Annotated in this window: 21 protein-coding genes and 1 tRNA gene; 19 read left to right on the top strand and 3 right to left on the bottom strand. The window is 68.0% G+C overall.

The annotated features are described in order from the left end of the window. Window positions 1-137 precede the first annotated feature (137 nt). The 6 genes from NCW75_02420 (at window position 138) to NCW75_02395 (ending at window position 8,430) form a co-directional block, all read left to right on the top strand. Window positions 138-698 carry an HYExAFE family protein gene (locus NCW75_02420; GenBank protein UYV13150.1) on the top strand — a complete coding sequence of 187 codons (561 nt, stop codon included), beginning with the start codon at window positions 138-140 and terminating at the stop codon, window positions 696-698. A 149-nt stretch (window positions 699-847) separates the two neighbouring features. Beyond that, entirely contained in the window at window positions 848-3,199 is a 2,352-nt protein-coding gene (locus NCW75_02415; GenBank protein ID UYV13149.1) for an FG-GAP-like repeat-containing protein, read from the top strand. A 65-nt stretch (window positions 3,200-3,264) separates the two neighbouring features. After that, complete coding sequence (locus tag NCW75_02410) at window positions 3,265-5,151, top strand: integrin alpha (GenBank protein UYV13148.1); 1,887 nt, start codon at window positions 3,265-3,267, stop codon at window positions 5,149-5,151. Between the two features lie 66 nt (window positions 5,152-5,217). Beyond that, window positions 5,218-6,954, top strand: coding sequence for an integrin alpha (locus tag NCW75_02405; GenBank protein ID UYV13147.1), 1,737 nt, complete (start codon window positions 5,218-5,220; stop codon window positions 6,952-6,954). Between the two features lie 57 nt (window positions 6,955-7,011). Further along, entirely contained in the window at window positions 7,012-7,815 is an 804-nt protein-coding gene (locus NCW75_02400; GenBank protein UYV13146.1) for a TIGR00266 family protein, read from the top strand. A gap of 3 nt (window positions 7,816-7,818) precedes the next feature. Further along, a complete protein-coding gene (locus tag NCW75_02395; protein UYV13145.1) occupies window positions 7,819-8,430 on the top strand; it encodes a GNAT family N-acetyltransferase in 612 nt (203 codons plus the stop codon). Between the two features lie 7 nt (window positions 8,431-8,437). Here NCW75_02395 and NCW75_02390 read toward each other — a convergent pair whose 3' ends face one another. Continuing rightward, entirely contained in the window at window positions 8,438-8,848 is a 411-nt protein-coding gene (locus NCW75_02390) for a hypothetical protein (GenBank protein ID UYV13144.1), read from the bottom strand. A gap of 113 nt (window positions 8,849-8,961) precedes the next feature. Here NCW75_02390 and NCW75_02385 point away from each other — a divergent pair, with 113 nt between their 5' ends. From NCW75_02385 to NCW75_02370, 4 genes are all read left to right on the top strand, one after another. Then, window positions 8,962-9,240, top strand: a complete 279-nt coding sequence (locus tag NCW75_02385) for a hypothetical protein (protein UYV13143.1) — start codon at window positions 8,962-8,964, stop codon at window positions 9,238-9,240. 77 nt (window positions 9,241-9,317) lie between these two features. Then, the gene (locus NCW75_02380) at window positions 9,318-9,662 is read left to right on the top strand and encodes a hypothetical protein (protein ID UYV13142.1); all 345 of its coding nucleotides are present in this window, start codon (window positions 9,318-9,320) and stop codon (window positions 9,660-9,662) included. Further along, the gene (locus tag NCW75_02375) at window positions 9,659-10,027 is read left to right on the top strand and encodes a hypothetical protein (protein ID UYV13141.1); all 369 of its coding nucleotides are present in this window, start codon (window positions 9,659-9,661) and stop codon (window positions 10,025-10,027) included. The genes NCW75_02380 and NCW75_02375 overlap by 4 nt, the downstream gene beginning before the upstream one ends. A gap of 69 nt (window positions 10,028-10,096) precedes the next feature. After that, the gene (locus NCW75_02370) at window positions 10,097-11,479 is read left to right on the top strand and encodes a hypothetical protein (GenBank protein ID UYV13140.1); all 1,383 of its coding nucleotides are present in this window, start codon (window positions 10,097-10,099) and stop codon (window positions 11,477-11,479) included. A gap of 54 nt (window positions 11,480-11,533) precedes the next feature. Here the strand turns inward: NCW75_02370 and NCW75_02365 are convergent, their stop codons facing one another. Then, complete coding sequence (locus tag NCW75_02365) at window positions 11,534-12,004, bottom strand: hypothetical protein (GenBank protein UYV13139.1); 471 nt, start codon at window positions 12,002-12,004, stop codon at window positions 11,534-11,536. A gap of 1,178 nt (window positions 12,005-13,182) precedes the next feature. Here NCW75_02365 and NCW75_02360 point away from each other — a divergent pair. The 8 genes from NCW75_02360 to NCW75_02325 all read left to right on the top strand — a co-directional run bounded on the left by NCW75_02360 (window position 13,183) and on the right by NCW75_02325 (window position 23,579). Then, window positions 13,183-13,878, top strand: a complete 696-nt coding sequence (locus NCW75_02360; protein UYV13138.1) for a hypothetical protein — start codon at window positions 13,183-13,185, stop codon at window positions 13,876-13,878. Between the two features lie 600 nt (window positions 13,879-14,478). After that, window positions 14,479-16,182: a S26 family signal peptidase gene (locus NCW75_02355; protein ID UYV13137.1), complete on the top strand. Its 1,704-nt coding sequence runs from the start codon at window positions 14,479-14,481 to the stop codon at window positions 16,180-16,182. A gap of 390 nt (window positions 16,183-16,572) precedes the next feature. Further along, window positions 16,573-17,241, top strand: coding sequence for a 5-formyltetrahydrofolate cyclo-ligase (locus tag NCW75_02350; GenBank protein ID UYV13136.1), 669 nt, complete (start codon window positions 16,573-16,575; stop codon window positions 17,239-17,241). 74 nt (window positions 17,242-17,315) lie between these two features. Continuing rightward, window positions 17,316-18,545, top strand: coding sequence for a LysM peptidoglycan-binding domain-containing protein (locus tag NCW75_02345; protein ID UYV13135.1), 1,230 nt, complete (start codon window positions 17,316-17,318; stop codon window positions 18,543-18,545). A 176-nt stretch (window positions 18,546-18,721) separates the two neighbouring features. Then, window positions 18,722-21,421: a DNA gyrase subunit B gene (locus NCW75_02340; protein UYV13134.1), complete on the top strand. Its 2,700-nt coding sequence runs from the start codon at window positions 18,722-18,724 to the stop codon at window positions 21,419-21,421. Between the two features lie 105 nt (window positions 21,422-21,526). Further along, window positions 21,527-21,862 (top strand): hypothetical protein, encoded by a 336-nt coding sequence (locus tag NCW75_02335; GenBank protein ID UYV13133.1) that lies wholly within the window; start codon window positions 21,527-21,529, stop codon window positions 21,860-21,862. Between the two features lie 36 nt (window positions 21,863-21,898). After that, window positions 21,899-22,675, top strand: a complete 777-nt coding sequence (locus NCW75_02330) for a response regulator (protein UYV13132.1) — start codon at window positions 21,899-21,901, stop codon at window positions 22,673-22,675. A 37-nt stretch (window positions 22,676-22,712) separates the two neighbouring features. Then, window positions 22,713-23,579: a fructosamine kinase family protein gene (locus tag NCW75_02325; GenBank protein ID UYV13131.1), complete on the top strand. Its 867-nt coding sequence runs from the start codon at window positions 22,713-22,715 to the stop codon at window positions 23,577-23,579. A 37-nt stretch (window positions 23,580-23,616) separates the two neighbouring features. Here the strand turns inward: NCW75_02325 and NCW75_02320 are convergent. After that, window positions 23,617-23,690 (bottom strand) — tRNA-His (locus NCW75_02320). 176 nt (window positions 23,691-23,866) lie between these two features. Between NCW75_02320 and pckA the strand changes: the two genes are divergently transcribed. After that, the gene (gene pckA / locus NCW75_02315; GenBank protein ID UYV13130.1) at window positions 23,867-25,471 is read left to right on the top strand and encodes a phosphoenolpyruvate carboxykinase (ATP); all 1,605 of its coding nucleotides are present in this window, start codon (window positions 23,867-23,869) and stop codon (window positions 25,469-25,471) included. Window positions 25,472-25,516: the final 45 nt, after the last annotated feature.

Here is a 25,516-nt window from a genome sequence, read left to right as displayed (position 1 = left end):
AGCCTACCACCGCGCACGGCCCGTATCCGCTGTTCTCTGCGGCTTGAACGCACACTTGACGCCCGGCTGACACGGCCTGAACACTCGGCCGGCAGCCACCGTTCGCCACCCCGAACACACCGCTATCATCCAGCCTCATGGGCCGCCGCCAGATCCACTACGAGCGGGCGTTTACCAGCATGCTGGCCGAGCGTGGCGTGCCCTACGTCGCCGTCGACGAGGCCCGCCGGGCGGTTTTGCCCGGCGAACAGGCACCGCTCGCGACGATCCAGGCCGGCCGCAGCAAGACGCTGAAGGCCTTCGACTACGTCCTCTACGGCACGCCCAATCTGTTGGTCGAACTCAAGGGCCGCCGCCTGCCCGTGGGCTCGACGCGGCTTGAGAACTGGGTGACCGACGACGACGTCGACAGCCTCCGCCGCTGGCGGTCCATGTTCGGCCACGACTACACCGCCTGCTTCGTGTTTGTGTATGAGTGCGCGGGCGAGCCGCCCACCACACCCAGCCCGCTGTTCGAGGACGCCTGGATCTTCAAGGACCGCTGGTACGCCCTGCGCGCCATCGACGTGGAGGCATACGCCGCCCAAATGAGAGTACGAAGCGCGCGGTGGCGCACGGTGTGCCTGGGCAAGGAGGACTTTGAGCGGGTGAGCGGGCCGTTGATGGGCCGTGCGAGCGCGGGTGTTGGTTCTTCATGAACAACCGGGCGCTCGTGCCGCGTTGAGAGCGTGTTTCGATCGCCTGGCCGCTGCGGCCGGACCGCAAAACTACGACGGCGGCTAGCCAAACCCCGATACCGAAGCCAGCGGGTGTCGATCGGTGCCCGCCACGATCAAAGGAGACGAACATGGGGCCAGGCACTCGACAACAGGGGCGGTCGGCGTGCATGGGCGCGATGGCACTGCTCGCCACGGTGGGAGCGGCCCGCGGGCAGGTGTGCGACCCGCGGGAACTGTTCATCACCGATGAGATCCTGCCGGCCAGCGGGGAGGTGTTCGACATCGCCAGCGCCGACTTCAACGGCGACGGCCATCCTGACCTGGCGGCCGCCGACGGGTACGGCAACGAGGTCGTGGTCTCCCTCAACGACGGCACGGGGCGGTTCCCCTTCCGCCAGGCCCTGGCCGGCCATGGCTTCCCGTATCGCGTCGAAGCCTCCGACATGGACGGCGATGGCGACATGGACCTTGTCGTGGCCGACCAGCGCGGTGACGGCGTGGTGGTGTACATCAACAACGGCGCGGGCGTGTTCGCCGAGCACGCGATGGTGCTGGTGGGCGATGGCCCGATCTCGCTCGCGCTAGCCGACCTCGATGGCGACGGCGACACCGACGCCGTGACGACGACGGTGTTCGACGACGAGGTCGTGCTGCTGCTCAACGATGGCACGGGCAGGCTGGTGCGGGCCCGCACGCTCGTGGCGATCGGCCAGGTGCGCGACGACATCGTCGCGGCCGACCTGGACGGCGACGGCGATGTGGATCTCGCGTTCCCCGATGGTCGCAACGATCTGGTGCTGGTGCTCCGCAACGCTGGCGGCGGCGTGTTTGGCGCGCCGGAGTCGTGGCCGGCGCCAGACTTGGCGGGATTCCTGGTCGGCGGCGACTTCGATCGTGACGGCGATGCCGACCTGCTCGTGCAGGGGCGCGAGACCGAGCCCGTCCGCTGGCTGGTCAACGACGGCAGGGGATCGTTTTCCGAATCGTGCGTCATCGACCCGGGCGTGCCCGGAGCGATCGGGCCCGCGGCCGACGTGACCGACGATGGCACGCTCGACCTGGTGCTACGCGACTACGACGGCAGCCGCGTGTTCGTGCTGCCCGGCGATGGCGAGGGTGGCTTCGGGCCGGCGGTGGCCTCGGCGGCGGGCTACCGAAACTCCGGGATCGTGGCGGCCGACATCGATAACGACGGCCGGACCGATCTGGTGACGGCCAAGAGCGACGAGCCCAGCTACGCCCGCGTGCTGCGCGGGAAGGGCGGCGGCCGGTTCGGCGAGCAGGTCGCCATCGGCCACGTGGGCACGGGCGGCATCGCGGCGGCCGACTTCGACGGGGATGGCGACGACGACCTGGCGATCACGAACGTGTACGACGGCACGCTCGGCGTGCTGATCAACGAGGGTGATGGCCCGTCGTACGAGCGCACGGACTTCGTGCTCACTGAGGCTCCCGGGCCGGTCTCGGCGGGCGACCTGGACGGCGATGGCACGATCGACCTCATCGTGGCGGGGCTCCGCGAGAACGACCTGACCGTCCTGCTCGGCGACGGCCGAGGCGCGTTCGAGCTGGCGAGCCGATGGCGCCCGGGCGGGGGGCCCGACGACATGGCGCTGGTCGACCTGGACGCCGATGGCGATCTGGACCTGCTGTTCGCCACTGGCGGCAGCGACGCCCTGGGCGTCCTGCTTAACCGTGGCGACGCGACCTTCGAGCCGGCGAGTTTCTTCGAGGCGGCTCGTAGCGGCAGAACCTTCGCGTACGCGGACTTCGATCGCGACGGCGCCATCGACGCCGCCGTGGTGTCGTCGGCCGGTGATGTGGTCACGCTATCGCGCGGCGTGCCGGGCGGCGCATTCGAGCCAGGCGAGGTGCTCGTCGAGTTCGAGTCGCCCGTCGACGCCGTGACGGGCGACTTCAACGGCGACGGCTGGCCGGATCTTGCGGTCGCGTTCGAGTATCGCGACGGTGAAGTGGACTTCGTCTCGATCTACGAGAACGACCGAACGGGGGTGCTGAGCTTTCAGACGTCGCTCGCCATCGGCCGACTCCCAAGCGACCTGATCGCGGCCGACTTCGATCGCGACGGCAGCACCGATCTGGTGGTCCTCGGGTTGTTCGAGGCCCGTGTGTTCGTCCAGGATGGAGATGGGTGGCTCAACCCCGGCCCAACGATCGATGTTGGCACACCCTTCCGGCGCATGGCCCTGGCCGATCTGAACGGCGATGGCCTGGACGACCTGGCGACCATCGGCGGCCCACACCGCGGTCCGGGGCAGATGCGCATCACCTTCGCCAACCCCGCGTGCGGCTGCCCGGTGGACATCGACGGCGATGGCACGCTGACCATCTTCGACGCGCTAGCCTACCAGAACCTCTTCCAGGACGGTGACGCCCGAGCCGATTTCGATGGTGATGGCAGCCTGACGATCTTCGATTTTCTTGCTTTCCAGAACGCCTTCGACGCCGGGTGCCCATAGCAGCCCGGAAATTGCCTTGGAAATCCGGCCGGATTGTGGTATGGTGGGCCAAAGAGGAGCCCGCCATGCCGCACTCGACCATCCGCCCCGTCGCCGCCCTCGCCTTGCTGGCCGTCGTGGGCCACGCGCTCGCACAGGACGATCCGCTCGCCGAGCCCTTCCCCGCCCGGATCGACCTGGGAACCCTCGAACCCGCCGGTGGCGGCGACGGCACGCTGGGGGCGGCCGCGATGGGGCTGGGGGAATTCGAGAAGTTGGGCTTCTCGGCCGCCATCGCCGGCGACCTCAACGGCGACGGGCTGGCCGACGTGGTCATCGGGGCCCTGGCCAGCGACGGCTATCGCCGGTTCCGGGTGGGCGGCGAGGCCTATGTGGTGTTCGGGCGAGCTGGCGGCCTGCCCGCGGAAATCGACCTTGACGCCCTTGACGGCGGCGACGGCTTCCGCGTCGGCTCGGCCGACCCGGATCGGCCGATGGGCTATGCCGTGGCGGCCGCGGGCGACGTCAATGGCGATGGGATTGACGACCTCGTGCTGGGCGACAGCGGTGCGCCGCAATACTCGTCGTCGGGCACGGGCGGCGCGGTGGTCATCTTCGGCCGCGACGTGGCCGGCGGGGGCTCACCCTTCCCTGCCCGGGTCGTGATCGAAGACATGGATGGGACCGATGGCTTCCGCATCACCGACGTGTGCCAGCCGATCAGCGGTGGCACGCACTGCGCCCAGGCTGGCACCAGCATTGCAGGGGTGGGAGACATCAACGGTGACGGCGTGGACGATCTCGCGCTTGGCGCGCCCGACGACATCGGCGATCCGCCGGTTGGGGGCCTGGGCGCGGTGTACGTGCTCTTTGGCCGCTCGGGCGGCTTCCCCGCCGAAGTGGCGCTCGATGCGCTCGCGCCCGGCGAGGGATTCAAGGTACTGGGCGAGGACTGGTTTAACGAGGCCGGGCGCTCGGTCGCCGGCGCGGGCGACATCAACGGCGACGGATTCGCCGACGTGGTGATCGGCGCCTCGCAAGCCAACAGCCAGCAGTACTGCTACGGCGGGTACGGCTACTGCTACACGGTGTATGGTGGGCGGGCCTACGTGCTGTTTGGCCGCGACGCGGGCGATCCATTCCCCGCCGAAATCCCCCTGGCCGGGCTGGACGGGACGGAGGGATTCGCTCTGAACATCGACAACATCGACGCCCGCCTGGGCGGGGCGGTGGCCGGCGCGGGCGACCTCAACGGCGACGGCATGGACGACCTCGCGCTCGGGGCTCCCGGCGCTTCGCACACCCGCTACGGGTCCTACTCGTTCCCGGGCAAAGACCACGGGCGAACGTACGTGGTGTTCGGCCGTCCGGCGAGTTCGCCATTTGGGGCCTCGGTCGCGCTGGATGAGCTCGACGGAGCCGACGGCTTCGTGCTGGCGGGCCTGGCGGTTAATGCGATGGCCGGGCAGTCGCTCGGCGGCGCTGGTGATGTCACCGGCGATGGCGTGGACGACCTACTCATCGCAATGCCCGGGGTCAGCGACGCGTTCTTGCTGCTGGGCCGAGACGTGGCGACGATGGGCCCATTCGACGCACAGCTCGAGCCCGACGACCTGGCCGCAGTTGGCGAAGGGGCATACTTCGACGCCCCCGGCACGGGGCACAGGCTGCGAACGGGTGTGGGCGGAGGCGGAGACATCAACGGCGATGGGCGCGTCGACATGGTCGTGGGCGCACCGGGCGTCGCGGTCTCACCATTCGACTTCACCGGCGCCGCGTACATTGTCTATGGCCGCGGCGTGGCGTGCGCCGCCGATCTCGACGGCGACGGCCTGCTGACCATCTTCGACTTCCTCGCGTTCCAGAACGCCTTCGACGCCGGCGATCCCATCGCCGACTTCGACGGCGACGGCGAGCTCACCATCTTCGACTTCCTGGCCTTCCAGAACGCGTTCGACGCGGGGTGCCCATAAGAGTCCAAAAATTGCTTTGGTCCGCATGCTGGTTCGTGGTATGGTGTGCAGAGAAGGAGGCCCAATATGCCCTACAGCACGCTCAGAACCCGAATCAGCCCGACCACGCACACCACACAGGCCCTCGTGGCCGCCGCAGGGTTGGCCTTGGCCACCGGCCAGACCCTGGCCCAAGGACCGCTGGAAGAGCCCTTCCCGGCCGTGCTCGAACTCGCCGACTTGGACGGCGGCATCGGCTTCGTGCTCACCGGCGCGGGTGCCGGTAGATCGGGCTTCTCGGTGGCCCCCGTCGGCGACATGAACAGCGACGGCATGCCCGACTTTGCCGTCGCCGGCCGCAGCTATTGTGCGATCGTTTTTGGCCGCGACAGCAACTTCCCCGCCACCGTCGATCTGGACGCGCTCGACGGGACCGACGGCTTCCGCTTGACCGGCTTCCCCGACCAGCTTCGATCCCAGAACACCCAGGCCATCGCCCACGCCGGCGATATCAACGGCGATGGCATCGACGACGTCGTTGTCAGCGCCGCCTATGGCTGGCCCTTGGGCCGCCCCCAGGCCGGCCAGTCGTTCGTGGTATTTGGACGCGATGCCGGTTTTGCTGCCGACCTGGACGTCACCAACTTGGACGGCACCAACGGCTTCACCGTGTACGGCGAGGTTCGTACCAACCTTGGTTGGTTCGCCGGATCGGCCGGCGACCTCAACGGCGACGGGGTCGACGATCTGGCGTTCGGCGCGCCCGGTTGGCCGTACGGCGGTGCCGGTTTCGGCACCGGCAAGACGTACGTCATCTACGGTGATACCACCGGCTTCCCCGCCGTCCTCGACATGGCCACCCTCGACGCCACCACGGGCTTTCGCATCAACGGTATCGAGATGGACGACTCCAGCGGCTGGTCCGTCGCATCGGCAGGCGATTTCAACAGCGATGGCGTAGACGACCTGCTCATCGGCGCCAGCCGGGCCGGCCGCAGCGGCCATGCCTACGTCGTCTTCGGAAACGCCGCCGGATTCCCGCTCGACTTCCCACTGACTTCATTGGACGGCTCGAACGGCTTCCGCATGAGCAGTTCGGCGACCAGCGGCCAGACCGGCCACAGCGTCGCGCTGGCGGGCGACCTGAACAACGACGGCGTCCGCGATCTGCTCATCGGCGCCCGCTACGCCTTCCCGGATGGTCGATCCTTCGCCGGCCAGACGTACGTGGTGCACAGCCAAATTGGTGGCTACCCCGCCTCGATAAACCTCGATACCTCGTCGGGCTCGACGATCAAGGGCGTCTCGGGTGCCGACTGGAGCGGATCCTCGGTCTCGCCGGCGGGCGACCTCAACGGCGACGGCCTTGCCGACCTGCTCATCGGTGCGCCGGGCGGCGACCCCATGGGGCGCTTCCGCGCCGGGCAGACCTATGTCGTCTTTGGCAGTGTGGCCGGCCTGCCCGCCTCGCTCGACCTTTCATCCCTGGCCGGCCCGAACGGCTTCACGATCAATGGTACGACTCCTGGCGACGAAAGCGGCCAATCCGTCGCACTCATCGGCGATGTCAACGGTGATGGACGCGATGACATCATGGTCGGTACCGACGGCGCCGCTCCGGGTCGCTCGTACGTCATCTACGGCCGCGAGGGCGGGTGCCTGGCCGACCTCGACGGCGATGGTGAACTCACCGTCTTCGACTTCGTCGAGTTCCAGAACCTCTTCGCAGCCGGCAGCAGCGAGGCCGATTTCGACGGCGATGGCAGCCTCACCGTCTTCGACTTCCTCACCTATATCAACGCGTTCAATCTCGGCTGCCCATAAGCCGACCGACAGAAACTCGCGTGGATATCCTCCGAACAACCCGATTGGAGGACCCCTATGCGCAGCAACCACGTGGACGAGATCGACTACCGCATCATCGGCGACGACATGCAGGCGGTCATCATCACCCTCGACCCCGACGAGGCGATGGTGGCCGAGGCGGGGGCGATGATGTACCTCGAACCCGACATCGAGATGGCCACCCAGCTCTCGATGAAGGAGGGCGGCGGGCTCTTAGGAAAGCTCTTTGAGGCCGGCAAGCGCACGATCACGGGCGAGAGCTTCTTCATCACATACTTCCATAATCATGGGAGCGTCCGGCGTGACTGCGCGTTCGCCGCGCCGTATCCGGGGCATGTGGTCCCGATCGAACTCGGCGAACACGGCGGCACGCTGATCTGCCAGAAGGACGCCTTCCTGTGCGCCGCCCGCGGCGTCACCGTCGACATCGCCTTCCAGAAGCGCCTGGGCGTGGGCTTCTTCGGCGGCGAGGGCTTCATCATGCAGCGCCTGAGCAGCGACGCCGGCAAGGGCCAAGCTTTCCTGCACGCGGGCGGGACCACGTTGGTCAAAGAACTGGCCCCGGGCGAGAAGCTCCGCGTCGACACGGGCTGCCTGGTCGCCCTCGACACCAGCGTCGACTACCAGATCGAATTCGTCAAGGGCATCAAGAACAAGATCTTCGGGGGAGAGGGCCTCTTCTACGCGAGCCTGACCGGCCCGGGCACGGTGTGGTTGCAAACGCTGCCGTTCAGCCGCCTGGCCGACCGCATTATCTCCGCGGCGCCAAGCGAGGGCGGGAAGCGGCAGGGCGAGGGCTCGGTCCTGGGTGGGATTGGAGACCTGATCGGGGGGAGTTGAGCTGTGCCTCTTGTCGATCAACCCCTGATCGGCCCCACCGTCCGCCTCGACCCGACATCACTGGAAGACGCCGCGGGCTTGCTGGCAGCCGCGACATCACCCGAGACATTCCGCTGGTTTACGCGTTTACCAACGCCGTTCGATCGATCAGGCATGGAGCGGTACCTCCAACTCCTCATCGACGACACCAGCGTCGAGCCCCTCACCCTGCGTCTCGTCGCCACGAACGAAGTCGTCGGCATGACCAGCTACCTCGACATCCGCCCCGAGCACCGGACGCTGGAGATCGGATGGACCTTCATCGCCCCGGCCCACCGCGGCACACGCACCAACCCCGAGATGAAACGCCTGCTGCTGGCGCACGCGTTCGAGCAACCGATCTTCGCGCCCTGTGCACGCCACACCGGCGGACCGGCCCTTCGCGTATGCCTGAAGACCCACCACCGCAACACGCCCTCCCAGCGCGCGATGGCCAAGCTCGGGGCCGTCTATGAAGGCACGCTTCGCAACCTGGTTATCATGCCCGATGGCTCAAACCGGCATTCGGTGTTCTACAGCGTCATTGCCCACGAGTGGCCGGGCGTGCGCGATGGGCTCGACAGGCGATTGGCCTAGCGGCAGATCACTCCTCACGCTCAGCCCTCCAGATAGACAAGAACCCGCGGCCGGTCGAGTTTGACATGCCCTCGAGCACACCGCCTCGAAGGATGCCCGAGTGGAGGTAGGGCCCCGACCCATCCGAGGTGACAAAGGAGAACGCCACGTCGCCCCAATCGGCGTTCAGGCGGGCTTCGGAGATCGGCGATCCATAGAACGTGCCAGTGAACGTCCGTTCCTCAACGGAATCAACCACGAAGCTCTGGTAATAAGCCTCGGCATCCGGGGTCGGGCGAAGGTCCACACGCCACCTCCCGACGAGCGACTGCGGGTCCGCTTGGCGTGCTCCATCGGCACGCTCGGGATCTGACACGCAGCCGGTGAAGAGGGCCAGGCCCACCCCGACAATGACGCAAAACAGCAGCTTGATCCTCATGGCAGATGCTATGTGCTCCAGCATCCCCGCCCCCTCTCCCCCCGTACACTCTGCAACGCCCGAGGCCGTGCCGCGGTACAGCCTCCATGGACAGACCAAACGGAGCCGCCAAGATGACCCGATCGCAACCCAACCTTCTCCGCACTCGCCTGAGAACTGGCCTCCGCACCGGCCTGGCCTCCGCCGTCCTGGCCGGATCGCTGATGCTGGCTTTGCCCGCCGATGCCTCGGCCCAGGCCGCCGGCGCGACGCAGCAGCAGCGGGTCACCCCGCCGCGACCCCAGCAGCCCAACAAGCCGCCGGTCATCAAGAACTTCCTGGTCGCCGGCGTGGTGGTCATCAGCATCGTGGCCGCCACGGTGATCCCCGCTAAACGCGGCCACCAGGACTAACCAGCCGAGCGCCACGCACCCCGCCCCGAACTGGACCGGCCCCGAAGGATTGGGCCCCGAACCCCCGGAGCATCATCATGAGTACGACGACACCAACCCCCACGCGCAAGGCCCAGCGCAAAACAGCGCTGGCCGACCCGCGCGTGGCCTTGGTCGCCCTGAACGCCGCCCTGCTGCTGGCGCTGGGCACCATCACGCTGGCCCCCAGCGCCACCGCCCAGCAGGCCCAGCGCCCGCGCGGCGAGTACATGGTCCTCGGCGGGCAGATGACCGGCTCGCCCAGCAGCGCCGTCCACATCATCGATACCTCCAACCAGGAGATGGTCACGCTCAAGTGGAACCAGTCGAGCACGTCCTTCGAGGGCGTCGGCTATCGCAACCTGAGGCTCGACGCCCAGGGCCAGACCGGGGGTGGACGATGAACTCCGCGCACACCAACCCCCCCACCAGCGACACCAGCACCCGCCGCGGCACCATCCCGCTGCTGGCCAGCGCCCTCGTGCTGCTGGGCCTCGTGCTCGTGCAGGCGGGCCGCTCGGGTGAATCGTCACCCGTCTCACCCGCCGCCGCGTTCGCCGAGATGGCCGTCGTGGGCGGTGCCTACTCGGCCATGACCACCCAGGGCCAGAGCTCCAGCGAAGAGCTGCTCTACGTGCTCGACCAGCGGGCCGAGCAACTCATGGTCTACCGCGCCGAGAACGGCCGCACGCTGACGCTGCAGCGCAGCGAGGACCTCGCCCAGGTCTTCGCCCAGGCCAAGGCGGCCGCAGGCGGTGGTGGGCGATAGTCTTGAGCGCTCCGTAGCGGCGTCCCGCCGCACACTCGCTCTTCCGCAATCGGAGCCCTCGGAACATTCATGCCCATCGTCCCGCTGCCACAGTTCGAGCAAGACCTCGCCGAGTACACCGACGAGCAGGACCGCATCGCGCGGGAGAAGCTCACCGCGCCCAAGACGGTCGTCTGCCGCTTCGGCGCGATGAAGCTCATCGGCGAGTTCCGCTACACGCTCGACGTCACGCCCGGCTGCGGCAGCAAGCTCGTTGCGCGCACGTTCCGGGGCACCGAAGTGGGCGAGATGCTCACCAGCACCTGCCCCAACAGCGGCTGCGGCAAGAGCATCAGCCGCAAGGAGATGCTCGAGTACATCGACCACTCGGGCGGCCGCGACTACCCCTTCTACGACAAGGGCCGCATCCTCCGCATCGCAACGCCCGAAGACATGGACGCCCAGGCCGCGCTCGAGCAGTCGGCCCACGAGCTCAAGCTCCGCGCCCGCACCATCGCCGACGAGATCGGCGTGGGCATCCGCATCGTGCAGGCCGAGGGCGTCCTCGGCGGCGAGACGCTGGCGTACTACTACCTCGCCGAAGGGGGCGAAGGCATGCCGCCCGGCCAGCAGCACAAGGGCGGCCCCCAGCGCGGGCCAGACCCGCGCCTGCAAGCCGGGATGCTCCGCGATGCGCTCCAGACCGAAGCGCCCGATGGCACCCGCGTCGAGGTCCGCCCCGTGGGCGCGCGCGACGAGGCACGCCTGACCGCCGACTACGAGCGATGCGGGCAGCATTGCTGCTGCACGAACTTCTTAAAGGTTCTCAAGCCCGTCCCCATGCGCGCCGCCAAGCAGCAGAAGGCGACGCTCGACCCGCTCAAGATCTCGGGCCGCTGCGGCCGACTGATGTGCTGCCTGCGCTACGAGGACGAGAGCTACCGGGAACTGGCCGCACGATTGCCCCACCGCAAGACACCGGTGGGCACTACCGAGGGCACCGGCATCGTGCTGGACACCCAGATCCTCACCCAGCTCGTGCTGGTCAAGCTCGACTTCGACGGCCGCGAGGTCGCCATCCCGCTCGAGGACCTCATCGACCCCGCCGACGCGCCCGATCCCGCGGCCAAGGTCATCGCGCCCCCACCGCCGCCGCGCACCCGGCCCAGGCCCACCAAGCCGAGGCGCGACGCCAAGCCGGCCGAGGGCGGCACCTCAACCGACGCGACCACCGGGGCCCCGACCCGCAAGAAGAAGCGTCGCAAGAAGAAGAAACGCTCCGCCGACGGCACGACCCCCACCACCCCCACCGGCACCGCGCCGACCGACGGCCCCAAGGCCGAGCGGCCGCGCACCAACGATGGCCAGGGCGATTCCGCCCCCCGCAAAAAGAAGCGCCGCAAGCGCCGGCGGAAGAAGACCGGCGGGGATGACGGCGGGCAAGGCGGGCCTCCGTCCGAGCCGCGTGCGTGAGCACGCGGACCAACGCCCGGAGTACGCGGGTCGAACGCGAACACGCGTCCGGCCTCAGGCATCGGGGAAGTTCGAGCCCACCCACCACGCTGCCGCGCACACCTGCGCGAGCGTGAGCAAGGCGTGGGCGAGCATCGCCACCGCCGCCACACGCACCGGGCCACGGCGCTCCAGGAGCAGCCGCGGGGTGGGCGTGCCCTCGGCGTGTCGCCGCGTCCGCACGAGCACGACGATCGTGGCGAATAGCACGACGAGCGCGATCTGGAAGCACGCCAAAAGGCCGAGCGCGAACACGGGCCACAGGTGGAACCACACCGACCACCAGTCCCGGCCGTCCGCGCTGTTGAGCTGGCCCACGGGCGAAGCCCCGTTCCGCCGCATCACCCACAGCGTCGCCACCGACACCATCGCCAGGCCGTTGAGGACCAGCCCGGTCAGCACCAGCGGGTGCCGCCGCGACGCGAACTCGGCCGCCGCTCCGACGGCGATCGCCAGCACGGCCAGGATGAGGGCGAGGCTCCCCACGGGCGAGTGTAGAAGCGGCGCCGATCGTGGCCCTGGGTCTCTTGCCCCGCCATCATCGGCCGTTCGGCCGCGCCCAACGGCCCAAAGACCGCGGCCAGAGGCCCAAAGTTCGCGTCCAGAGGCCTATTGGCGGCGTCCGGAGGCCCAAGGATCGCATCCGTTGGCCCAAAGACCGCGTCAATAGGCCCAAAGATCACATCCATAGGCCCAAGGATCGCGTCAATAGGCCCAAAGACCGCGTCCATAGGCCCAAAGATCGCGTCTATAGGCCTCTTGGCCGCGTCCAGAGGCCCTTGGTTCGCGGGCAGTTCCTGATGGAATTGGGTTCAAGTCGTGGTGCGGGAGCGCCGCGGGCCGCTCTGGCGGGGGCCCTCGCGTGGGCGGGTGATTTCGGGTGTTCGTGTTGTGCTCTTGGGGGTTTCTTGCACGGTCGACGCTCTGGCGGAGCCGAAGACGGCTGCGCCAGAGCGGTTCCTGGTGTTCGGGTTGTGCTGACGACCGTGCTCGAACGTTCGACGCTCTGGCGGAGCCGAAGACCGCGGCGCCCGGGCGTTCCTGGTGTTCGGGTTGTGCTGACGACCGTGCTCGAACGTTCGACGCTCTGGCGGAGCCGAAGACGGCTGCGCCTCCGCTGCGCCAACCTGGTTGTTCTTGGGCGGTCGCTGCGCTCCCTTGCGGGCTACCGCCCGGGCGGCCGGGGGCCGCCGCGCCGGGACATGCGCCCTGCGCCGGAAGACCGGCTGGTGCGGATGTCCCGTCGCAAAGTGCCTTGGGCGTGATCACGCGATTGGCTCTTGACGCCGAAGCATCCGCCGAGCGAGTCTTCGAGCGAAAGCGCATGCGAGAGGCGCGGCCGCTTCTGCCGCCCGGCCCTTAGGCCGCAAGCGAGCAACGCGAGCGTTCCAAACAAACAAACAGACGCGAGCGCTGGCGCAGCCGTCTTCGGCTCCGCCGAGCGGCGGAAGGCCAAGAACGCTCGATCGACACAACCCGAGCGCCCACGGCCATCGAAAGCCCCAGGAGAAAAAATTCCAAAGACCGCCAAATCGGACTGGAGTCGCCCCGCCACCGCGACGACATTCGTTTCCAGAGCAAGATCGGTGCGCCCGTCCATGGACGAACCCCGGCCGCATGGACGCGGCCACGCGGGCGGACCCACAGAAGAAACGGAGCCGCCAATGGCTATCCCGCAATCGCCCGTCGTCGCCCCCATCGAGTACCTCGAAGAGCGCATCCCCCTGTGGGAAGCCGACCCCACCGCCGTGGGTTTGTCTGTTGAACAAGTCGCGGCCGCGAGTGTTCTTACCCAGGCCGCACGTGATGCGTATTCCAGCCAGCAGGCCGCCTTGCTGGCCGCCGAGAACGCGTTGACCACCCGCGACGAGGCCATCACCGAGATGCGCGGCTTCGCGTCCAACCTCATCGCGACCATCCGGGCCTACGCCCGGGCCGAGAGCGACCCGGGCGTGTACGCCGCCGCCGGCCTGGAGCCGCCCGCGAGCCCCACGCCCAGCCCCGACCCGCAGGTGCCCACCGATGTGACGCTGCAACTGGGCAATCAGGGGGCCATCGAGGTGCGCTGGGAGGGCAGCCTGGCGCTAGGGACCTACTACGAGGTCCAGCGCACGCTCGACAGCGGCGTGACCTGGGTCGCCGTCGACACGGTGGCCACGCGCATGGTGTCGGACACCGGCGTGGCCGCCGGCACGCCCCAGGCCGGCTACCGCGTGCGGGCCAAGCGGCCCTCGGCGGGCGTGGGCAAGGCCGGTACCGACACCCGCGTGAGCGGCTGGACGTCGACCGTGGTCATCAGCCTGGGCACGCAGGGGAACCAACTGGCGATCTCGCAAGGGACGGCCAGCGACGCGGCGTAGGGCACCTTGCATTGATGCGTTCTGGCGGGGGTGTCCGGTGGAGCCGGGGGCCCTCGCTTTTTTGTGGTGTGCTCGGGGGTTCTTGGAAGTCCGACGGCGTGCTATCGAGCGTTCTTGTACGCTCGACGCCGTGCTTTCGGCCGTTCTTGCACGCTCGACGCTCTGGCGGAGCCGAAGACGGCTGCGCCAGAGCTGCGTTCTGTTGGGTTGCTCTAGGGCGCTCACTTCGTTCGCTTGCGGCCTGACGGCCGGGCCGCAGAAGCGGCCGCGCCTCCCGCATGCGCTTTCGCTCGAAGACTCGCTCGGCGGATGCTCCGGCGTGAAGAGCCCAACGCGCCATCACACACAAGGCATCCGGGCGACGGGGCATCCGCACCAGCCCGTCTTCGGGCGCAGGGCGCATGCCCCGGCGCGGCCGCTTCTGCGGCCCGGGCGGTAGCCCGCAAGGGAGCGCAGCGACCGCCCAAGAACACCCCCGTTGGGCGAGCGCTGGCGCAGCCGTCTTCGGCTCCGCCGAGCGGCCAAGCGCCAAGAACGCCTGCGAAGCACCCTCACGAATACCCGCAGCCGCCCGTGGCCACCGCCCCCTACCCTCCGCCCATGGCCGACACCCCCGCCAAACCCGCATCCGGCTCTACCCAATCTCCCGCCCAGGGGCGGGACTCAAGCCGCTTCTCCATCCGCGAGACCTTCAGCTCCATCATCATCGCCTTCGCGATGGCGTTCGTGTTCCGGGCCTTCGTCATCGAGGCCTTCGTCATCCCCACCGGCTCGATGGCCCCCACCCTCCTCGGCCAGCACGTCGAGGTCGTCAGCGACCAGACCGGGGCCCGCTGGCAGGTGGGCCCCTGGACCGATGGCACGCGGGCCGAGAGCCGCTACACCGTGCACGACCCGATGACCGCCAGCAACCCTCCGGCCCTGATCGAGAGCGGCGTCGCCGCGGCGCGCAGCCCGGCGTACCAGATCGACACCGAGGTCGAGCGGCTCCGCGCGGGCGACCGCATCCTGGTGCTCAAGTACCTGCCGATCATCTTCGAGCCCGAGCGCTTCGACGTGGTGGTGTTCAAGAACCCGACCGATCCCACCGTGAACTACATCAAGCGGCTGACTGGCCTGCCCGGCGAGCAGTGGGCCGTCGTGGATGGCGACGTCTTCACCCGGCCGCTCCCAGAAGGTGATGCCAACCCATCCGAAGCCGACCTCGACCAGCCCGGCGGCACCTGGGCGATGGACGGCTGGGCCATCGCCCGCAAGCCCGAGGAGGCCCAGCGGGCCGTGTGGATGCCCGTGCACGACACGGCCCGGGCCCCGGTCGACCCCATCCGCGACGGGTACAACTGGTACAGCCCGCCCTGGAAAGCCGTCTCGACCTCGGGCCAGGCGTTCAACGGCTGGGAGAACCTCGACGGCACGACCCCCGAGCACACCCTGCCGGGCCTCACCCGGCTGGAATGGGACACCCAGGCGTGGCCCATCGTCGACTACTACCCCTACAACGAGCGGTACCGTCGAAGCGGCGAGCGGCTGACGCCATACCAGCCCGCCACGTTCGGCGTGGGCGACGTCCGCGTGCGCATGGGCGTCGAGCCGGTGGGCCAGAGCCTCGAACGGCTGGCGGTCCGCATCGACACCCGATCCCACGCCTTCCGAGCCATCATCTCGGGCGGCACAGCCCGCATCGAGACGCGGCCCATCGAGACCGACGACACGGATCGCTGGACCACGATGGCCGAGGCCGGCATCGACCAGCCGCCCGCTGGCGAGGTCACCGACGTCGAGTTCTGGCACGCCGACCAGGCCCTGTGGCTGTTCGTGGGCGGCAAGAAGGTCGCCCACGCGACGTACGACTGGGGCCCCATCGAACGCTTGGAGCTGGCTACCGGCCAGCCGCTGGACGCCCGGGCCCCCATCGTGCCGCCGCCGAACACCTATCGCTCGGCCAAGCCGGCCATCGCCCTCGTGGGCCCGGTGAAGCTCCACCGCCTGGCCCTCGACCGCGACCTGTACTACCAGAGCACCCGCGGGGACAGCCAGCTCCCGGTCCGCGGCAGCCACCCGAGCCTCGATCTGGCCATCCTGGACCAGGGCCAGTTCTTCGTGTGCGGCGACAACTCGGCCAGCAGCCAGGACAGCCGCTTGCTCGGCGAGCCAAGCCCCTGGGTGTCACCGCTGGGGGCCCCGGCGGGCATCGTGCCGAGCGAGTTGATGCTGGGTCGTGCCTTCTTCGTGTACTTCCCGGCGGTCGAGCGGCGTGGCGCGGTGCCGATCCCCGGATTCGGGCGGCTGCGATTTATCTGGTAAGCCCAGCCCTGCGGCTAGGTTGCGATCAGATTCTCATTTCCGGGCATGTGAAGAATTGACCAATCCGGCCTGGTTCTCCAGATTTGCCTCCAGGATCCCGGCTACCGTTCGCTCCGCGGAGAGAGCCTTTCTTCCCGAGTTCACCTGCTCGAGACGAGAGGGCACGACCCCCGACGGGCGGAGGAGCCTGCCGGGGGTCTTCCTTCCGAATCCCAGAATGTCGTCTATCGCGCGTGTGCCGTCGCTTGCGGGCGTTGGCCGTCGGTTGTCGGTCGCGATCTGCCGGCGACCGAACTTGGCTACAGACGCCCCCCGATCTGTTCCGATAGGCTTGGTGTGAGCCTTATCGCACCACCGACGCACACCCCCGTGCAGGGGACCTCCCGCCGCATGCGCCACGACGACACACCCGAGGCCGGACCCAAGAGCGAACTCGCTCGCGAGAAGTCGGCCCTGCGCGCGTCGGCCCGCCACGCGATGGAGACGATGGCCAAAGAGCAATCGCGCGCCAAGGCCGAGGCATTGGCCGAGCGTGCGCTCTCGTGGCCGCCCATGGCGATGGCCCGCCGGGTGATGGTCTACCTGTCGATGGCGGGCGAGGCGGGCACCGGGACGCTGATCGAGCGGCTGCTGGAGGCGGGCGTCGAGGTGGCCGGCCCGCGCGTCGACTGGGACGCTCGGACCATCACGCCCGCGCAGATTACCGACGCGATGACCGACGTGGTCCAGGGGAATCTGGGCGTGCCCGAGCCCGCACCGAGCGCGCCGGGCATGGCGCTCGAGACCATCGACGTGATCCTCGTGCCGGCGCTGGCGTTCGACCTGCGGGGCTTCCGCCTCGGGCGCGGGGCCGGGTTCTACGATCGACTGTTGGCCGACCCGCGCCGCACGGGGCTGGCTCTTGGATACGGGCTCGAGGCCCAACTCGTGCCGCGCGTGCCCACCGAGCCACATGATGCGAGGCTCGACGCCATCGCCACCGAGCGGCGGCTGCTGGAATTCAACGGCCCGCGCATCGCCTCGGTGCTCGGCAAGCTCCGCGAGCCGGGAGCCGACTAACCTGAACGGAATCCGACGGATCGGACTCGGACGGAATTGTGGCCAGCGGGCCACGCAGCACGCAGGGAGGACGCATGTCGCTGCCATCACAAGGCGGGATCGGATTTGGCGGGGCCACACGCGGACGCCGGCGTCGTGGTGGCGGCGGTGGAGGCCGGAAGATCCTGGCCGCCGTTCTCGTGATCGCCGTCGCGGGCAGCCTGGTCTGGGCCTTCAGTTCTGGCGGCGACTCGCCCGAGAACACGAACCCTGACGCGGACTCCGCCGGGCTCGCGCTAGCCCAGCCGCAGACTCGCGGCCCTCGCCGGACGATCGACCCTGGCCGGTCCGAAGCGGGCTCGGCCCGGCTGGTTGGCACTCCGTCCCAGGCGCAACACACCGAGCCGCAACCCCAGAGCCGCACCGTCGAGCAACCCGAGGGCCAGGACCAGGCCGCCAAGCAAACCCCCGGTGATGCGCCGGCGGGCGTGCTGGCCACGCCGGTCCAGGATACCCCGGTGTTCACCAGCCCCGCCCGCCCGAGCGCCGCGGTGGCGACGCTGGTCGAGCGTGCAGAGCAGGCATTGAAAGCCAACGAACCCGTGGCCGCCCGCGAGCACTACAACCAGGCCCTCATGCACGAGCGGGCGACCACCAGCGATCGGGCCAGCATCCGCCAGCAGATGGCCGCGCTGAACGCCGACCTGATCTTTTCGCCGCGCGTATATCCGAACGACCCGTTCTCGACGAAATACACCGTGCAGGGTGGTGACTCGCTGTCGCGCATCGCCCAAAACGAGGGCGTCGCCACCGAGTGGCGGCTCATCCAGCGCGTCAACCGCCTGAGCAACCCCGGCGGCATCTTCGAGGGCCAGACGCTGAAGCTCGTCCGCGGGCCGTTCAACGCTGTGGTCACCAAGTCGGCCTACCGCATGGACGTGTACATCGGCCCGCCCGAAGAGATCGACCAATGGGTGTACGTCCGCTCGTTCCCCGTCGGGCTGGGCGAGCTCGACGGCACGCCGGTGGGCGCGTTCACCGTCCGCCGGCACAGCAAGCTCATCGACCCATTCTGGCGCAACCCGCGCACGGGCGAGGAGTTCTCCGCCAGCGACCCGGAGAACCCCATCGGCGAGCATTGGATCGGCCTGGAGGGGCTTGGCCAGGCCGAGGCCTTCAGCGGCTACGGCATCCACGGCACGGTCGAGCCCGAGAGCATCGGCCAGTCGATGTCGATGGGCTGCGTGCGGATGCTGCCCGACGACGTGGCCTTGGTCTACGAACTCCTGACCGAGCAGATCAGCCAGGTCCATATCGTGGAATAAGAGGTCAATCTTCGCCGTACGGGGCCCGGGCGCTCGCCCGGGCTTTTTCGTGGTCAAACAGGCCCCAATTCCGCCCCAGAATTCCGGCTTGAATCGCGTTCCCATCCTATAATACAGGCCAGCATTTTCGGGGTTCTTCCGGGCCCTCCGGAGGGCCCGCCACGCCGCGAGGACCTATGGCTACAGACGACGCCACCACCCCCGACACGACCGCTACCGACGCACCCAAGAAGGGCGATTACGGGGCCGAGCAGATCAGCGTACTCGAGGGCCTCGAGGCCGTCCGCAAGCGGCCTGGCATGTACATCGGCGGTACGGGCATTGGCGCGTTGCACCACCTTGTGTACGAGGTCGTCGACAACTCCATCGATGAGGCGATGGCCGACTTCGCCAGCATCGTGCTGGTGACCATCCAGGCCGACGGGTCGGTCAAGGTCGTCGACGACGGCCGCGGCATCCCCGTCGACCCGGTGAAAAACGACGACCCGACGCTCAACGGCAAGAGCGCCATCGAGGTCGTGATGACCAAGCTGCACGCTGGCGGCAAGTTTGGCCAGGAGGGCAGCGCGTACAAGGTCTCCGGCGGTCTTCACGGCGTGGGCGTGAGTTGCGTGAACGCGCTCTCGAGCCTGCTCGAGGTCGAGGTGTACCGCGATGGCAAGGTCCACACCATGAGCTTCTCGCGTGGGCACGTGGCCGAGCCGCTGCGCGTGGTGGGCAAGATCCCCGAGAACGCGTCGCGCACAACGGGCACCAGCATCACCTTCGTGCCCGATGCGGAGATCTTCCCGGTCGTCGAGTTCAGCTACGACACGCTGGCCAACCGGCTGCGCGAGCTGAGCTTCCTGAACCCCGGCGTGGTTATCCGCCTGCGCGACGAGCGCGTCGACGCCGACGGCAAGCCGCGCGACGAGACGTTCAAGGCCGAGGAGGGCCTGCTCGCCTACGTCAACCACCTGATGAGCGGCAAGACCGCCGTGTGCGTGCCCATCCACATCCGCAAGGACGACGAGGAGCGTTCGATGGTGTGCGAGGTGGCGCTCCAGTACCACGACGGGTACAACGAGACGCTGCTGACCTTCGCCAACAACATCAACAACGTCGACGGCGGCACGCACGGGCAGGGCTTCAAGGTCGCCCTCACACGCACGCTGAACAACTACGCTCGAAAAGTGGGCATCATCCGCGAGAAGGACCCAACGCCCAGCGGCGACGACCTGCGCGAGGGGCTGATCTCGATCATCTCGGTGAAGCTGCCCGACCCGGCCTTTAACAACCAGCCCAAGGAAAAGCTACTCAACCCCGAGATCGAGCCCTTCGTGGCCCAGGCCGTCACCGACGCCTTGGGCACCTGGCTCGAGGAACACCCCGCCGAGGCCAAGCGGGTGTGCATGAAGGGCATCCTGGCGGCCCAGGCGCGCGAGGCGGCCCGCAAGGCCCGGGAGCTCACACGCCGCAAGAGCGCACTCGACTCGGGCAGCATGCCCCACAAGCTGAGCGACTGCAAGACCAAGGACGTGGAACGCAGCGAGTTGTACCTGGTCGAGGGTGACTCGGCCGGCGGCAGCGCCAAGCAGTGCCGAGACGTCGAGACCCAGGCGGTGCTGCCGCTCAAGGGCAAGATCCTGAACGTCGAGAAGGCGCGCATCGACAAGGTGCTGGCGTTCGAGGAGATCCGCACCATGGTGGCCGCGCTCAAGTGCGGCATCGGGGCGGAATTCGACCACAGCAAGCTGCGGTACGGTCGCATCGTCATCATGACCGACGCCGACGTGGACGGCAGCCACATCCGCACGCTGCTGCTCACGTTCTTCTTCCGGCAGATGCCCGAGCTGATCCGGCGCGGCCGCATCTTCGTGGCCCAGCCGCCGCTGTTCCAGGTGTCGCGCGGCAAGAGCCACCGCTATGTCATCAACGAACGCGAGCTGAGCGCGATGCTCACCGGCGAAGCGATCAAGTACTCGAGCCTGCTCGTGCGCAAGCCGTTCGAGGAGGGCGAACTGCCCCCTAGCGGCGACGCGCCCCTGGAACGGCGCATCGAGGGCGACGACGTTGCGAAGACCGTCAAGCTACTCGAGCGGCTGACCGAGCTGAGCGTGGTGGCCGAGCGGCGCGGCGTGAAGTTCATCGACCTCATCGCCTCGCGTCACGATGCGGCGGCCGGCGAGGGCGGGCTGCCCACCCACCGCGTGGCCTGGCGCGGCGGTGCCGAGTGGGCGTGGAGCGAGGAGGCGGCGCTGGCGATCGTCGAGAAGAACGACCTCCGGCTGGAAGAGAGCGAAGCGCCCGAGCCCGACGAGACGAGCGAAGATACCGAAACTTCAGAAACGGCCAATACCCAGGCGAAGCCCGCTGCCGAGACAACGGACCCGATGAGCGCGCGCCCGATCGCGACCATCCGGGAATTGCACGAGAATCGCGAACTGGATTCGATCTTCACCCAACTGGGCGAGCTTGGGCTCGACATCACCGACTGGGATCTTCGCCAGGAGGAGGCCGTGACCGGCGAGAAATTGCCGGCCCGCTTCGCTTGGGAGGTGCCCCAGAGCGGCAAGGCCGAAAGCGAAAATGGCACCAAAGAGGGCGGCAAGGTGCGCGTGGCCGAAGCGGCCAACCTCGCGTCGATCGTGCCGGCCTTGCACGATATCGGACGCAAGGGCATCGACGTCAAGCGGTTCAAGGGCCTGGGCGAGATGGACGCCGAGCAGCTCTGGGAGACCACGATGGACCCAGAGGTGCGCACGCTGATGCGGGTAACGATGGACCAGGCGGCCAAGGCCGAGACTCTGTTCACAACGCTCATGGGCGAGCAAGTCGAGCCCCGCCGCAAGTTCATCGAGGAGCACGCGCTCGAAGCCAAGAACCTGGACGTGTGATCTTCCTGGAGTCCGATATCAGCCCACTGATCCGTGTGTGCCCAATTCGCCCCAAGCGGTGGCGGTTTTCGGTCGATTGAACTCCCGAACCATCGGGAGATTGGAATGGGCACCCGAGCGCCTGGCCCCAGTGGCCGCAACAACACGCTGAACCTCTCGGCCGAGCAGTTGGATCAGATCATGGACGATCTGGACGAGGCTAGTGCCGGCGGTAGCACGCGTCGCAGCCACTCGCGCATCAGCTTCCGCAAGCCCGCGCTCGAGGTCGAGGTGTACCAGCCAAGCGGCGGCAGCGTCAACTTCTGCGTGGCGTGCCGAAACCTATCCCGCGGCGGCATGAGCGTGGTCCACAGCTCGTACATGCACGTAGGCACCAAGTGCCGCATCAAGATGCTCCACAAAAGCGAGGGCGAGAAGTGGCTCAAGGGCGAGGTGGTCTAGTGCCGCCACGTCACGGGCCGCGTGCACGACGTCGGGTTGCGCTTCGCGCAAGAGGTCGACGTCAACGACTTCATCCGGCTCGACCCGCTCAGCAACAACTTCTCGCTCGAGAACGTCGATCCGGACAAGCTCGACGGCCGCATCCTGCTGGTGACGCCCAACGACATCGATCGCAAGCTGATCGAGGTGTACCTGTCGGAGACCTCGCTCAAGATGGTCCACGTGGCCGCGTATGACGAGGTCTTGGCGCAGTTCACCGAACCATTCGATGTGGTCCTGTGCGACTTCGACATGGACACCGCCGCGGCGGCCGAGGGCATCCAGGGTATGCGGTCGGCCGGGCACGCGGTGCCGGTGATCGCTATAGCTGGCGACCCCTCGGAGGCGACCAAAGCCACGATCCGAGAGTCTCGCGCGAGCGCGCTGGTGCCCAAGCCCATCGAGCGGAACGCACTCTTGCGAGCACTAGCCGAGTTCATCCTGCTCGGCCGCGGTGCCGGCGATGACCTGCCCCCGCCCCAGCCCAAACAGGAAACCGACCCCTCGCTCAAGGCCCTGGCGGATCTCTTCGCCCAGGACCTCAAGAAGTTCGCCGAAGAGATCGCTTCGTGTACCCAGTCGGGCGATGAGAAGAACCTCCGCTATATCTGCGCCCGCATCCGCGGTACCGGGCCGCTGCTGGGCCACGGCAACGTCGCCGACGCGGCGGGAAAAGTGCTCACGATCTTGGACGCCGAGGACGGCTCGATCGAGACCGCCGAAGAGGCGCTCAACTCGCTGACGAGCCTGTGCAAGCTGGCCCGGGCGGCCTGAGGCTCGACGCCGAGGAGCCCGGCGCCCACAATCGGGCGTGGCCGAACTCGCGCAGACCATCTCGAACGCATTGGGCACACCCGTTCACGGCCTCGCCGAGATGCATGGCGGTTGTATCGCGCGCGTCGTGCGTGGGACGGCAGAGGGCCGGGGGCCATTCGTTGCCAAGATCGGCGATGGCACGAGCGACCTCACCATCGAATCGGGCATGCTCGCGGATCTTGGCCGTAAGAACGTGTTGCCCGTGCCCGGCGTTTGGCACTCGAGCCCCGATCTGTTGGTGATGGAACGCCTGCCCGGCTCCACGGGTGTCGATGCCCAAGCCCAGCGGCACCTGGCCGAGTTGCTGGCTGAGCTCCATGGCTTGGAAGGCCCGGCCTTCGGCTACGAGCGGGACACACTCATCGGGCCGCTCACCCAGCCCAACGGCCAGGAAGATTCCTGGGCACGATTCTTCGGCCGCCATCGGGTGCTGCACTTCGCAGGGTTGGCCGAGCAACGCGGGGCCTTGCCGGGGGGCGGTCTAGAAACTGCGAGGCGACTGGCGGACGCCATGGAGCGGGAGCCCGATCGGTTCACGGCTCCGGGCGAACGCCCCGCGCTCATCCACGGCGACCTGTGGTCGGGCAACATGCTGAGCGTGGGCGGCCGGGTGACGGGTCTCATCGACCCGGCGATCTACTGCGCCGACAGGGAGATCGAGCTGGCGTTCATGGGTTTGTTCGGATGTGTGGGCAAGGCGTTCTTTGACCGGTACCACGAGCTGCGACCCATCGCGCCGGACTTTTTCGAGCGTCGCCAGGGGATGTACCGGATCTACCCGCTTCTGGTCCACGCCGTTCTGTTCGGCGGCGGGTATGGCCGGCAGGCGGTGGGCGCAATGCAACGAGCCTTGGGGGGCTGATCCGACAAGGCGACGTGGTACGAAATTGATGGGAAAGGGTGACTGACGGGACTCGAACCCGCGACCCCCAGGATCACAACCTGGTGCTCTAACCAACTGAGCTACAGCCACCATCTTTGGGGCTCACCCGTGCCGGGCGGCCCGCCGAGCGGTAACGCTAGCACGTTCTCGGGCGGGGGCAAGCGCCGGTGCAGCGTGGCCCGGCGACGGGTGGCGACCTACCCTCGCTATTACCTCGATTTTATGGCCTGATTGCTGGGCGCAAGCGGGCCGGAGAAGCATTGCCGATGCCTAGCCAGACAAGCCAGACGCTCGCCAGCCTCGACCTATCCGCCGCTCGCACCCTCCGCAACCTGCCGCCCGCGCGGTTGGTGGAGATGGCTCTGGCCGCCGGCGAGGGCCGCCTGGCCGCCGGTGGCGCGATGGTGTGCTTGACAGGGGACCGGACCGGTCGCAGCCCGACCGACAAGTACCTCGAGGACACCCCCGCCATCCACGACAAGATCGACTGGGGCAAAGTCAACCAAGCAATGACTGCCGAGCAGTTCGAGTTGGCCGAGCGGATCGCCACCGACCACCTGAACGCCCAGGACAAGGTCTTCTGCTTCGAGGGCTTCGCCGGGGCCGACCCGGCGTACCGCCTGGGCGTGCGCGTCGTCACCGAGCAGGCCTGGCACAACCTCTTCGCCAGCACGCTGTTCATCCGACAGGGCACCCGCGCTGCCAGCGGCTCGACCGACTGGAAGCACGACTGGACCATCCTGAACGCCGGGAAGCACAAGCTGACAGCCGAAGAGGCCGAGCAGTTCGGCGTCAAGGGCCCGATCATCATCGCCCAGTCGCTCGAGCGCAAGACGGTGGTCATCCTGGGCACCGAATACGCCGGCGAGATCAAGAAGAGCATCTTCTACGCGATGAACTTCGACATGCCGGAAGTTGGCGTGTTCCCCATGCACTGCTCGGCCAACGTGGCCACAGACGACCCGAGCAACGTGGCGCTGTTCTTCGGCTTGAGCGGCACGGGCAAGACCACGCTGAGTGCCGACCCGGACCGAGCCCTCATCGGCGACGATGAGCACGGCTGGAGCGATAAGGGCGTGTTCAACTTCGAGGGTGGTTGCTACGCGAAGTGCATCAAGCTCTCGAAGGAGACCGAGCCGCAGATCTGGGACGCCATCAAGTTCGGCAGCGTGCTCGAGAACGTGGTCATCGACGACGAGACCCGCGAGCCCGATTACGACGACGGGTCGATCACCGAGAACACCCGCGTGACGTACCCGGTGGACTTCATCCCCGGGGCGGCCATCCCTTCCATCGGCCAGCATCCGCGCAACGTGATCTTCTTGACGGCCGACGCGTTCGGCGTGATGCCCCCGGTGAGCAAGCTGACGCCCGAGCAGGCGATGTACTACTTCATCAACGGCTACACCAGCAAGCTCGCGGGCACCGAGGCGGGCGTGACCGAGCCGCAGCCCAACTTCAGCGCGTGCTTTGGGGCACCCTTCATGCCCCGTCCACCCGCCGAGTACGCGGGCATGCTGGCCGAGCGCATCAAGAAGCACAACGCCAACGTCTGGCTGCTCAACACGGGCTGGACCGGTGGGCCATACGGCGTGGGCAGCCGCTTCAAGCTGGGCTACACCCGCGCGATGGTGTCGGCCATCCTGAGCGGCGAGCTGGCCAAGGCCCAGTACGTCGAGCACGAGGTGCTCGGGCTGCACATGCCCACGGCGGTGCCCGGCGTGCCGCAAGAGGTGCTGCACCCGCGCAACACCTGGAAGGACGGCAAGGCCTACGACGAGAAGGCCCGCGACCTGGCCCGCCGCTTCCGAGAGAACGACACCAAGTATGAGATGACCGACGCGGTGCGCGGCAGTGGGCCGAAGGCCTGATCGTATTGCAATGAGAGCAATGAAAAACCCCGGGCGATCGCCCGG

It is taken from the genome of Phycisphaera sp. (assembly GCA_025916675.1).
Taxonomy (GTDB): Bacteria; Planctomycetota; Phycisphaerae; order Phycisphaerales; family UBA1924; genus JAHCJI01.
The sequence above is the reverse complement of the archived record's forward strand: the minus strand, read 5'-3'. Positions and strand labels throughout refer to the sequence as shown.